The sequence below is a fragment of the Picosynechococcus sp. NKBG042902 genome (assembly GCF_963864045.1).
Lineage (GTDB): Bacteria > Cyanobacteriota > Cyanobacteriia > Cyanobacteriales > MRBY01 > MRBY01.
In genome coordinates, this window is the sequence record NZ_CAWLTV010000069.1 from 1 (window position 1) to 11,894 (window position 11,894).

Consider the following 11,894-nt stretch of genomic DNA (forward strand, 5'->3'; position numbering starts at 1 on the left):
CCTTACTAATGATGGGTGCTGAATCAGGAACCATCGCCTGTTCTCAGCTTAGTAGTGGAACGGGTGATCCTATTGAAAATACCCCAGAGCAAACAGAAGCAGATCAACAGACAGAAACGGTCGGCCTCTGGCCAGTTTTTGTCGGCGATCGCATGGGCTACATCGACAAGGAAGGAACGATAGTGATCAACCCTCAGTTTGGTGACGCTGCACCTTTCTCGGAGGGGCTAGCGCCAGTCAATTTCCAGCTCGGCGATCGCTATGGCTATATCGATAAAGAAGGAACGATGGTGATCAATCCTCAGTTTGATTATGCTGACTCTTTCTCAGAGGGGCTAGCGCGAGTCAATGTCCAGCTCGGCGATCGCATAGGCTATATCGATAAAGAGGGGACGATGGTGATCAATCCTCAGTTTGATGACGCTGACCCTTTCTCAGAGGGGCTAGCGCGAGTCAAGGTCCAGGTCGGCGATCGCATGGGCTATATCGATAAAGAGGGGACGATGGTGATCAATCCTCAGTTTGATTCTGCTGGCTCTTTCTCAGAGGGGCTGGCGGCAGTCCGGGTCGGTGAGCGTTGGGGTTATATCAATAAAGAGGGAACAATGGTGATTAATCCTCAGTTTGATGACGCTGGCTCTTTCTCAGAGGGGCTAGCGGGAGCCAAGGTCCAGGTCGGCGATCGCCTCGGCTACATCAACAAAGAAGGAACGATGGTGATCAATCCTCAGTTTGATTCTGCTTACCCTTTCTCAGAGGGGCTAGCGCAAGTCCAGGTCGGCGATCGCTGGGGCTATATCGATAGAGAAGGGACGATGGTGATTAATCCTCAGTTTGATGACGTTTGTGCTTTCATAGAGGGGCTGGCCGCTGTCAGAGTTGGCGATCGCTGGGGCTATATCGACAAAGAAGGAAAGATGGTGATCAACCCTCAGTTTGATGATATTGAAACCTCGTATTCGTATACAGGTGAATGTGTAATGGATTTTTCAGAGGGGCTAGCGCAAGTCCAGGTCGGCGATCGCTGGGGCTATATCAACAAGGAAGGTGAACAAGTATATTTGGAATGAACCCGCACGCAATAACGGTGTCAGGAAGGATTAACAGCCCTCGGCGGTGCGACAACCCTGCACCCATTCACTCGTGCCTCCGGTAAAAAATTCCTTTTTCCAGATGGGGGCATTGTGCTTGATCGTATCGATGCCATAGCGACAGGCGGCAAAAGCTTCGGCCCGGTGGGGACAACTAGCGGCGACGAGGACGCTAATTTCGCCGATTTCCAGTTTGCCGATGCGGTGGTGAATCACGACTCGATTGGTGTCGGGCCACTGTTGGCGGATGTCGTGGGCAATTTGTTGGAAAACGGCGATCGCCATTGGCTCGTAGGCTTGGTATTCGAGATAATGAACAGCTTTGCCATCGCTGCGATTCCGGACGGTACCGCTCATCACCACCACGGCCCCACTACCGGGGTCTTCGGCGAGACGATACACCGTATCAAAGGAGAGGGGAGCAAAGGCGATCGCAAACTGATCGTGGGGATAGGTGGGGACGCGCATCGGGTTTCATCTAAAAGCTTATGCTAGTCTAAAGGACGGTTCTTTCTTGATGCAAAACGTCTATGGCTTCGCAACTCCGGGTTTTTGTGCCTGATCATCCCCTCCTCAAGCATTGGTTGGCGATCGCCAGGGAAACCAATACCCCCACCCCCCTGTTTAAAACGGCCATGAAAGAACTGGGGAAATGGCTCACCTACGAAGCCTGTCGCTATTGGCTGCCCACCCTCGATGCCGCCGTTGAAACCCCTCTCGCCCAGGCCCCAGCCACCTTAATCCATCCCCAAACACCGATTATTGCAATTCCTATTCTGCGGGCCGGACTTAGTTTAATGGAAGGAGCCCAGGAGGTGATCCCGAATATTGCGGCCACCTATCACCTCGGCTACAAGCGAGACGAAGCAACCCTTGAAGTGGCTTGCTATCTAAATAATTTGCCAGAGCAATTTGCCCCAGAAACTCGTCTGCTACTCCTCGATCCGATGTTAGCCACGGGGGGGACGATCACGGCGGCCATGGCTGAAGTGACAAAACGCGGCATTGCCATAGAGAATGTGCGCATTGTTTCCGTAGTTGCTGCTCCCCCAGCCCTTCAGAAACTGAGTCTAGACTATCCCGCCCTACAAATTTATACGGCGATGATTGACCAAGAACTGAATGATCAAGGCTTTATCGTGCCCGGTCTCGGAGATGCCGGCGATCGCACTTTTGGTACCCACTAAACCCTAATGCTGCTGACTCGCCAAGGGACAACGAACAAATCTCCTGGCAAGGGTCATTCCCTGGCAAAAATCTTTGCAAACGCACCCTAGTCAAGAGCGATCCCCAACCGTTAAGCTTAAGGTAGCACTGAGAAGAATCAAGGGTTTTGGTTTCCTATGAGTCAACGCGATGGATTTGGGACAGGGTTCCTGTTAGGCACTATTTTTGGTGGTGTTGTGGGGGGCATTGCCGGGGCGATCGCCGCTTCGAAAGTCAAAGACAATCGCGCCCCGCGTCAGACCGAATGGTCAGAGGAAGAAGAACCCCTCAGCTTTGACACCGAAGAAGGGATGGAAATGGCCCGTCGCAGCCTTGAAAATAAAATTGCCCAATTGAACGGTGCCATTGACGATGTCCGCCAACAAATGACGGTGTTGCATCCCCATAATGGTCAGGAGCCATTGAACCCCAATTCTTGATATCCGTACCCAAGCAATTTTGCAACATCGGTTAAGATGAACGACAAAGACCCCATTGTCAGGTCTTCAGTTTTTTACACGGTAACAGGAATATGGCAGCCGAACTATTACGAGTCAGCCTCGGAAACTTTATCCAGATTTATCTTCTGCTTCTTATTGTCCGCATTCTTCTCAGTTGGTTTCAGACCGCAGATTGGGCAATGCAAGTGATGGGTTTTCTGAGCCCTGTGACCGACCCCTACCTTAACCTGTTCCGCTCGTTTATTCCGCCCCTGGGAGGCTTGGATCTATCTCCTATTGTGGCAATTTTCTTACTCCAGGCGGTTGGTGGCGTCCTGGGCGGTGGCGCTTTATTCTAAAGGTTTTAAAATTTTTGGCGATCGCCCCCATTGTGATTTTCTCCAGTTGGGGGGATCTGCTCTGGCGAATTTTTTCAAGTTTTTTCCACAAAAACAGTTCTTTTTCCACAAAAATCCGAAAGTTTTCCACAAGAGACCCAGCTAAATCTTAAGAAAATATAAAAAATTCCTTTGGTGATCGCCTGATATTTTTCCACTGTCGAAATCTTACTGAGGGACGCAAATGACGCCCAAACCTGCCATCTGTCGAATATGCTCTTCAAAGAAGGCAAAAATCTCTGGTATTTGAAGCCGCTGAGACATAACTAACAATGAACAGTCTGTGTAGCTCCATTTCTTATCGTCATATTTTCTGAAAGTTTCCCAAATAGCATCATCATCACTGTCAGATAAATGACAATATTGATGTTCTGTTCGTAGAAGTTCACCAAGTTGCACTGAAGCCTTGCTAGAAACTCGTGTACGGAACCATGTCACGGTTTCATCAAAGACTGTTTCTAAAATCACCCACTCCTTTTCTGGGTAACTCTCTACATATTTTCTTGCGGTTTGGTTATGGGTTTCTGTCTTGATAAAGAAGGCAATCAATGCAGAAGTATCAACAAAGATGTTTGGTTTGGACATTTTTAATATAAGTCTTGATCCAGATTTTCTGCATAATTTGTCAAACCTATTTCACTAATTAATTCTGAAGGATCTAGGTTCACGACTTCAAAAGCACCGCATAGCTCCCATGTCTTTGTTTTTGTAGGAGACCTTTGTTCTAAATATTCGTTTAGAGCTTGTAAAAGAAGACTTTGCAAAGGCTGATTTTGAGATTTTAATCTCTGCATCATTTCTTCAGGTACTTCCAATGTAATTTTATTCATTAGTTTCTTGAGGGAAACAACAGTGAGTGTTTATTCGTAACCATGGGAATCGAGGTATTGTTCATAAGATTCTCCTGTATTCGCAGCATAATATCCCATGACTTCTTTCTCATGCTCCAACCATTCATTTCTTTTGATCTCATTAAAGTCACGTAGCGCACTCCATGGTGTGACATCTGTATTTTCAGAGTTCCAAACCTCTTCAAATAACATGTATTCACGTTCATTTTCGTCTTTATAAATTTTTGCAAAAACCCTTAAAATTCTATCTCGTACAACCTCAATTTGCTCTTCATTTGAGCAGTTCTCAATTGCTTCAAATTCCTTGGAGAAAAAGCTATAAATATAAGAGTCAGGTTTTTTAACCCAATCATAGAGCAATACCTTCCCATCATTATATTCAACAACAATATCACTGCCTCCTGGTATGTGAGATAATGAATTTATTCTCCACTTTCGTTCAACTTTGAAAATCTTATTGTACAAATCATCTGGCAAACCAAAAGTATTGATAAATACTCGATTTGCTTCTCTTTTCTTCCTTGCTCGAGTGCACTCATCTTTTTCGATGAATATATTGCCGTCTTTTTCTTGACTATTATTTTCTACACCAAATAACTTTTGAATCTCTTGTTCATTCAGAAATATCTGAGTAATATTTTTGATTTTTTGCTTTTGATATTGTGTAGTTTTTGTGTCTTTAAGTATATTGCCAACTAAATGTTCAAAACTCTGTTGTAAATCTCTTGGTATATCTTCGAAAAAGAGCCATATCTGCATTACATTTAGGCCCTTTTTATTCTTCTCAAATACATACCACATCTCCTGGTTGTAATAATTTTCCTTGTCAAACTGTTTTGCAAGATCAAGACTATATGCCTTGATAGTTGAGATGTGAAAAAAGATTTCTTTTTCGGCTTTGTGAGAGGTGAGTTCTTGGGTGACAAATCCAAAGCCTTTTGATGAATCATATCTTTGAACTTTGCCAAAATTTACTTTCATATTTTGAATCTCTTAAAAGATATTATTTTGATTAATCAACCTTGATTAATCCTTGATCTGGAAGATCTTTCTTTAATTCTGCATTAATTTTAGCTTGATACTCTTGAATTCTAGCTTCTAACGAAGCGATCGCCTTTTTGAAATGTTTTTTGCCTATAAACAGGAAGGTGAGTCAAAAATGGCTCACCTCAATTATAAAATTAGATTCGTCTATTTCGCCCCTACTGGCATACCGAGGAGGTCTTCGATCTTCGGCATATCCTCAAGGGCAATCACGCGACCCTCATCCTCAAAGCCATCAATCTCATTGAAGTTGAGGTAACGATACAGATCACCCTTAAACGGATCGATCTTTTCAGAAACGATCGCCTGATATTCTTCCACCGTGGGAATCTTGCCGAGGAGCGCACAAACCGCTGCCAACTCCGCCGAACCAAGGTACACTTGAGCGCCTTTACCCATCCGGTTATTGAAGTTACGGGTGGAGGTGGAGAAGACTGTTGCGTTATCTTCCACACGGGCTTGGTTTCCCATACAGAGAGAACAACCGGGCATTTCCGTCCGCGCCCCTGCCGCCGCAAAGACACCGTAAACCCCTTCATCCCGGAGTTGCTTTTCATCCATGCGCGTGGGTGGACAAATCCAGAGACGACCTTTGACAACACCCGCCCCTTCCAGGATTTTCGCCGCTGCGCGGTAGTGACCAATATTCGTCATACAGGAACCAATAAAGACCTCATCAACCTTGTCTCCGGCACATTCAGACATCAGTTTGACGTTATCAGGATCGTTCGGAGCCGCAACAATGGGTTCTTTGATCTCGCTTAGGTTCACTTCGATCACATCCGCATATTCCGCATCAGGATCCGCTGACATGAGAGAAGGATTCGCCAGCCATTCTTCCATCTTCGCAATGCGGCGCAGCAGAGTCCGGGCATCGGAATAACCACGGGCAATCATATTCTTCATCAGCACGACATTAGAACGCAGATATTCCGCCACGGTTTCTTCACTGAGTTTAATCGTCGAACCAGAACAGGAACGCTCGGCAGTTGCATCGGTCAATTCAAAGGCTTGCTCTACCTTGAGATCCGGCAGACCTTCCATTTCCATGATCCGACCGTTAAAAACATTGATCTTGTTCTCTTTGCCGACGGTCAGTTTGCCCTGTTGCATCGCCACCCAGGGAATCGCATTCACGATATCGCGGAGGGTGACACCGGGTTGCAATTCGCCCGTAAATTTCACGAGGACAGATTCCGGCATATCAAGGGGCATGACACCGAGGGCCGCTGCAAAAGCCACCAAACCAGAACCCGCCGGGAAAGAAATCCCCAAGGGAAAACGGGTATGGGAGTCACCACCAGTCCCCACGGTATCGGGTAATAACATCCGGTTCAACCAAGAGTGGATAATGCCATCACCGGGTTTGAGGGCAACACCGCCACGGGTCGCAAAGAAGTCGGGCAGTTGCTTGTGGGTAACGACATCAACTGGCTTCGGATAGGCGGCAGTGTGACAGAAAGTTTGTAGGGTCAAGTCCGCATTGAAACCGAGACAAGCCAGCTCTTTTAGCTCATCGCGAGTCATCGGGCCAGTGGTGTCTTGGGAACCCACGGTGGTCATGATCGGCTCGCAGGATGTCCCAGGACGAACCCCTTCTAAACCGCACGCTTTACCCACCATTTTTTGTGCCAAGGTAAACCCTTTGTGGGTATCTTCGGGCAGGGAGGGACGCACAAACACCGTCGTCGGTTCTAGTCCGAGGGCTTCACGGGTTTTGTCGGTGAGTGCCCGACCAATCAGCAAAGGAATTCGACCGCCTGCGCGAACTTCATCGAGGATCGTTTCAGGCTTCAGTTCAAAGGTCGAGATTGTTTCACCCGCTTCGTTGGTAATTTTGCCTGCGTAGGGATGGATGGTGATCACATCACCCGTATTAAGCTTGCTGACATCACATTCAATGGGCAGTGCGCCGGAGTCTTCAGCGGTATTGAAGAAAATCGGGGCAATTTTACCACCGAGAATATAACCGCCTGCTTTTTTGTTGGGGACAAAGGGAATGTCGTGGCCGAGGTGCCATAGTACAGAGTTGATCGCTGATTTCCGAGAGGAACCGGTACCGACCACATCACCGACATAGGCAACGGGATGACCTTTTTGCTTTAGTTCAGCGATGGTTTCTAGCCCCTCTGGCATTTTTGATTCCAACATTGCGAGGGCATGGAGGGGAATGTCGGGGCGGGTCGTGGCGTGGGGCGCGGGAGAAAGGTCATCGGTGTTGGTTTCGCCGGGAACCTTAAAGACAGTAACGGCGATCGCCTCGGGAACTTTGGGCTTACCAATAAACCAAGCGGCTTCTGCCCAGGCATCGATCACTTGTTTAGCGTAAGTGTTGCTTTCGGACAGTTCGAGGACATCGTTAAAGGCATCGAAAACCAACAGGGTTTTACTCAGGGCAGTGGCGGCGGCACTGGCAATATTGCTGTCGGGGGATTTGAGGAGTTCGACGAGGGATTGGACGTTATAGCCACCCACCATAGTTCCCAGGAGTTCCACTGCACCCTGGGGACTGATCAGGGGACAAGTAATTTCTTTTTTGGCAATTCCGGTTAAAAAACCCGCTTTCACATAGGCGGCTTCATCAACACCGGGAGGCACGCGATCGCGCAATAAACTCAGCAGTTCTGCTTGTTCTGCTTCGGGGGGATTTTTGAGGCGATCGCAGAGTTTAGAGGTTTGTTCTGCGGTTAGCGGTAAAGGGGGAATTCCCAATTGGGCGCGTTCGGCGGCGTGTTTGCGGTAGGCTTCTAGCATAGGGAGATCTATCGGTTATCTAACGTTTTAGATACTCTATTGTAATGCCCGCTGTAATGGCGCTATGGGTGAACAATCTCAGTCTTGGATTGTCCATAGAAGTAAGGCAAAGCTGGGCTGTTTAAAGAATTTTTTGGAGCAAACGGTAAATCAGGGTAAACAAGGCGATCGCCGCCACCAAGCCCGCCCCAACTAAAACAGCAATCATTGCCAGGGTGGTAAATTCCATAGTTTGCACCAGGAAAAAAGCCGCCCCCAGGGTAATGGCACCGAGGATCACCATTTCCTTCAGTTCGAGAATACGTTGGGCGATCGCCAAAATGATTAACCCCATGGCCGCCCCCCAAACGCCCATGCCCACATTGCCCGCGAGGAAAGTCCCCACAAGGGGCATCAATAACACCCCCTCAAAGCCCGTAAACCCCACCCCAATGAGGAGGGGCACAACAGAGCCAGTGGCAGCTTGGCTCGCAGTCGGTGTTTTCGCAGGAGGTGGCGTTTTTTTTGGTGGCGCAAGGGGGGCCTGTTTTTGTTGTTTAGGGGATTTTGCTGGGGCCGGAGGCTGTACCCTTGTGGCGGCGGTGGCGGGTTGAGCGGAGCCTTGTTGCTGGTTAGGCAAGTCTAAAAGTTTGAGGGCGACCTGGGCAGATTTTGGGCGATCGCCTGGGGTGGGTTCCAACATCAAATCCAAAAGCGCCCCAAAGCGCGGTTCAATTTTTTGGATAAATTTGCGCCACTGCCATTTATTCTGATACCCATCAAACAATGTTTCCGGCGTTTCCCCCGTGAGCAACACAATACAGGTCACTGCCAACGCATAGAGATCCGTCGCTGGATAAACCTGCGCCCCCCGCATCTGTTCCGGTGGTGCATAGCCCGGTGAATAAATCCCCGTCGAACGTTGGGACGCACTGGCCGCCCCTGCCCCTGCCGTGACCTCCTTCACTGCCCCGAAGTCGAGCAGATAAAGTTCTCCGTCCACATGGCGCATAATATTCGACGGTTTAATATCCCGGTGGATCGTGCCCTGGTCATGGACAAAGGCCAAAACCTTTAACATCGACACAAAAATTTCTTTAACTTCCGTCTTTGGTAACTTACCCCGTGCCGCTAATTCCTGTTCTAGATCTTTCCCCTCGATGTACTCTTGCACGAGATAAAAATACTGGGCCGTTCCCTGGCCCTGGGGTTGGGGCACGATCAACGGGAAAAACGCAAACAAATCTGGGATCTGGGGATGGCGATTGCCGATTCGTTCTAAAACATGGGCCTCCCGCTCAAACAATTCCTGGGCCATAGCCAACTGCTGATCATCTAGATTCCCCATGGGCTGAAACTGTTTCACCACGCACAGGCGCATGGTCGGCGTATAGCGATCGCGCGCCAAAAAAGCCGTCCCAAAGCCCCCCTGACCGAGAAGTTTTTGGGGAAGGTAGCGACCACCCAAAATTAAATGCATCCCGCAACTGGTGCAATATTTCTGCTGGGCTGTTTTTAGGTGGGTTGGATCATCGAGATCACTAAAATGATTTTGGGGATGGTGACATCCGGGACGAGTGCAGAGGATCTCCATGCCAAGGTTTAAAAATGAGGTGAAAAAAGAGCGTCAATTTGCCCCCCATCCTAACAGAGAACCCTTTAGTAGAGTTCGTATTTCAGCAGGCGACATTCCAAGCCACCGTTATAGACCACAAAGCGTCGCGACGCCCGCAGTCCGACTCGTTTCGCCAGTTCTGCATTGCCCGTAAGAATATAGCCCGTCCAGCCCTTAAACCGCTGTTTGAAAATATCGCCAATGCGTTTATAGAGCAGCCCTAGATCTTCATCGGCACCGAGACGATGGCCATAGGGCGGATTACAGATAATCACGCCACGGTCGGCAGGGGCTTCTACTTGTTCTAGTTCCCGACAAGCCAGTTGGATATGGTCGGCAACGCCACAATTTTCCGCATTCGTCCAAGCTTGTTGAATCACTTCTTGATCGCGGTCTTGGCCAATGATTGGCTGTTGCAGTTGGTCTTTGGTGGCATATTCGGCCTCGTTGAGGAGGGTTTGCCAAAGCTCGGCATCAAAATCTTGCCAATGCTGAAAGCCAAAATCCCCCTGGAAAAGGCCGGGGGCAAAATTCAAACTTTTTAGGGCGGCTTCAATGACAAAGGTGCCGGAGCCGCAGAGAGGATCCACGAGGGGCAGATCCGGCGTCCATTCGGCGAGATCCAGGAGACCAGCGGCAAAATTTTCCTTAAGGGGTGCTTTCCCCATGGCGGGCCGATAACCCCGACGGTGCAAACTATGGCCGGAGCTATCGAGGCTGATAGTACAACGGTTATCGCGAATGTGGGCATTAATCAGCACGTCAGGATCTTCGACATTGACACTGGAGCGATCGCCAAATTGATCCCGCTGTTGATCGATGATCGCGTTTTTCACTTGGAGGGCGGTGAAATGGCTGTGATTGAGATTTTTATTTTTACCGGTACAGGTGACGGCAATGGTTTGGTTGGGCGCGAGGTATTCAGACCAGTCAATGCTTTGCACGCCCCGATAGAGTTCCTTGGCTGTAAAAGCTTTGACTTTTTTAATCTGTACCAGCACCCGAAACGCCAACCGTGACCAGAGATTGACTTTGTACAGTAACTGGCGATCGCCTTGAAAAGAGACCCCGCAATATTCTGTTTTCACCGCCTGGGCACCGAGGTTTGTCAGTTCCTGGGCCGCAAGCTCCTCAATGCCCTGGGCTACCGTTGCAAAATAGGTTTGCATTCTATATTTATCGCCTGAAATTGTTTGCCGGAAAGATTATCCCCCAGTGTAAGGGATGGGGCGATCGCCTTTTTCCTAATCCGAATTCGGTAGGATAGAACATACCATCACCCAGCACGAGGGACGATTTTATGACCGTTGCCACGAGCCGACCTGTCCTCACCGAAACCCAAAACTTAACCCTCCCTGGCCGCTACAGTTGGGAAGAATTCCAAGCGATCCAAACGGCGATCGGTCAAGCTGCCAGCCTGCGGATCACCTACCTAGACGGAGTAATTGAACTGATGACCCTGGGGGAATACCACGAATCCATCAAAACCATTATCGGCTTTCTCGTAGAACTATATTTGTTCAATCAAGGCATTGAATTTTATCCTGTCGGGAGTGCCACCCGTGTCTCGCGAGAAAAATCCGTTTCCTTTGAACCAGACGAATCCTATTATCTCGGTGAACAAAAAGAGCATCCCGATCTCGCCATTGAAGTCAATGTCACCAGCGGTAGTCCCCAGAAACTCGAAAAATATCAACGCCTCGGCATTCAGGAAGTTTGGCTGTGGCAAGCGGAAAAATTTTCAATCTATGTCCTCGAAGAAAATACCTACCAAGCTTTATCCAAAAGTAAATTGCTGCCAGATCTTGACTTTGAACTGTTAGCGCAATGTGTGCTAATGCCGTCGCGATTAGAAGCAATCCAGACCTTTACGGCCCAATATCCCCAAAAATAATTAATCCAGATGCCAAATGGGGTTTAAATCGAGTTCAAAGCCTAATAAAACTTGTTCTCCAGAAAGACAATTTGGTTGCTCTAAAATTTCTGGCGCTTGGTTTTCTCGATAAATTTCTACCCGCTCCGTGGTCGGATCAATCAGCCAGCCTAATTTTGCGCCATTGTCTTGATATTCCTGCATCTTTTCCTGGAGGGTTTGGAGGCGATCGCTAGGGGAACGAATTTCCACAACAAAATCTGGACAGAGGGGCGGAAACTTCGCTTTTTCGGTAGCGGTGAGGGCATCCCAACGGTGACGGCTTACCCAGGCCGCATCTGGAGAACGGTGGGCACCATTGGGCAACTTAAAGCAAGTGGAAGAATCAAACGCAACGCCTTGTTGATTTGTTGTACTCCATATTTCTAGGCGGGCAGATAGCTTAATATTGCGTCGTCCAGTTTCTCCGCCCGTCGGTGGCATGATAATTAATTCTCCTTGGGTACTGAGTTCAAAGCGGCAGTCCGGATTGTTTTGGCACAACTCAAAAAATTGTTCGCCACTGAGCCTGCATGTATCGGGAAGACTGAGGGTGAAATTCATTACGCTAGACCCCATCGCCAGAAAATTTTGTCTGCATCCA

The 11,894-nt window shown here is 48.6% G+C and carries 13 protein-coding genes; 5 read left to right on the forward strand and 8 right to left on the reverse strand.

Annotated features, from left to right (window positions below; genetic code table 11):
* A partial coding sequence (locus AACR41_RS08100) for a WG repeat-containing protein (protein ID WP_030006936.1) occupies positions 1-1,070 on the forward strand: 1,070 nt, incomplete at its 5' end.
* A gap of 30 nt (positions 1,071-1,100) precedes the next feature.
* Here the strand turns inward: AACR41_RS08100 and AACR41_RS08105 are convergent.
* On the reverse strand, positions 1,101-1,559 hold the full coding sequence (locus tag AACR41_RS08105) for a molybdenum cofactor biosynthesis protein MoaE (RefSeq protein WP_030006937.1): 459 nt from the start codon (positions 1,557-1,559) through the stop codon (positions 1,101-1,103).
* Positions 1,560-1,621: 62 nt separating this feature from the next.
* On the opposite strand from AACR41_RS08105, the gene upp reads away from it, so the two are divergent.
* The 3 genes from upp (at position 1,622) to AACR41_RS08120 (ending at position 3,096) form a co-directional block, all read left to right on the forward strand.
* The gene (upp, locus tag AACR41_RS08110) at positions 1,622-2,278 is read left to right on the forward strand and encodes a uracil phosphoribosyltransferase (protein WP_030006938.1); all 657 of its coding nucleotides are present in this window, start codon (positions 1,622-1,624) and stop codon (positions 2,276-2,278) included.
* Between the two features lie 156 nt (positions 2,279-2,434).
* Positions 2,435-2,737, forward strand: a complete 303-nt coding sequence (locus AACR41_RS08115) for a hypothetical protein (RefSeq protein ID WP_012307300.1) — start codon at positions 2,435-2,437, stop codon at positions 2,735-2,737.
* Positions 2,738-2,829: 92 nt separating this feature from the next.
* Complete coding sequence (locus tag AACR41_RS08120; RefSeq protein WP_012307299.1) at positions 2,830-3,096, forward strand: YggT family protein; 267 nt, start codon at positions 2,830-2,832, stop codon at positions 3,094-3,096.
* Between the two features lie 207 nt (positions 3,097-3,303).
* Here AACR41_RS08120 and AACR41_RS08125 read toward each other — a convergent pair whose 3' ends face one another.
* The 6 genes from AACR41_RS08125 to AACR41_RS08150 all read right to left on the reverse strand — a co-directional run bounded on the left by AACR41_RS08125 (position 3,304) and on the right by AACR41_RS08150 (position 10,547).
* Entirely contained in the window at positions 3,304-3,720 is a 417-nt protein-coding gene (locus AACR41_RS08125) for a type II toxin-antitoxin system VapC family toxin (protein ID WP_030006939.1), read from the reverse strand.
* A 2-nt stretch (positions 3,721-3,722) separates the two neighbouring features.
* Positions 3,723-3,965, reverse strand: coding sequence for a hypothetical protein (locus tag AACR41_RS08130; RefSeq protein ID WP_030006940.1), 243 nt, complete (start codon positions 3,963-3,965; stop codon positions 3,723-3,725).
* A gap of 30 nt (positions 3,966-3,995) precedes the next feature.
* Complete coding sequence (locus tag AACR41_RS08135) at positions 3,996-4,967, reverse strand: cold-shock protein (protein ID WP_030006941.1); 972 nt, start codon at positions 4,965-4,967, stop codon at positions 3,996-3,998.
* Between the two features lie 210 nt (positions 4,968-5,177).
* A complete protein-coding gene (gene acnB, locus AACR41_RS08140; protein ID WP_030006942.1) occupies positions 5,178-7,784 on the reverse strand; it encodes a bifunctional aconitate hydratase 2/2-methylisocitrate dehydratase in 2,607 nt (868 codons plus the stop codon).
* A gap of 121 nt (positions 7,785-7,905) precedes the next feature.
* Entirely contained in the window at positions 7,906-9,357 is a 1,452-nt protein-coding gene (locus tag AACR41_RS08145) for a serine/threonine-protein kinase (protein ID WP_030006943.1), read from the reverse strand.
* Between the two features lie 65 nt (positions 9,358-9,422).
* The gene (locus tag AACR41_RS08150) at positions 9,423-10,547 is read right to left on the reverse strand and encodes a THUMP domain-containing class I SAM-dependent RNA methyltransferase (protein WP_030006944.1); all 1,125 of its coding nucleotides are present in this window, start codon (positions 10,545-10,547) and stop codon (positions 9,423-9,425) included.
* A 131-nt stretch (positions 10,548-10,678) separates the two neighbouring features.
* Between AACR41_RS08150 and AACR41_RS08155 the strand changes: the two genes are divergently transcribed.
* Positions 10,679-11,272, forward strand: a complete 594-nt coding sequence (locus AACR41_RS08155; RefSeq protein ID WP_030006945.1) for a Uma2 family endonuclease — start codon at positions 10,679-10,681, stop codon at positions 11,270-11,272.
* On the opposite strand, the gene AACR41_RS08160 is transcribed toward AACR41_RS08155, so the two are convergent.
* Positions 11,273-11,854, reverse strand: coding sequence for a Uma2 family endonuclease (locus AACR41_RS08160; protein WP_030006946.1), 582 nt, complete (start codon positions 11,852-11,854; stop codon positions 11,273-11,275).
* Between the last annotated feature and the right edge of the window lie 40 nt (positions 11,855-11,894).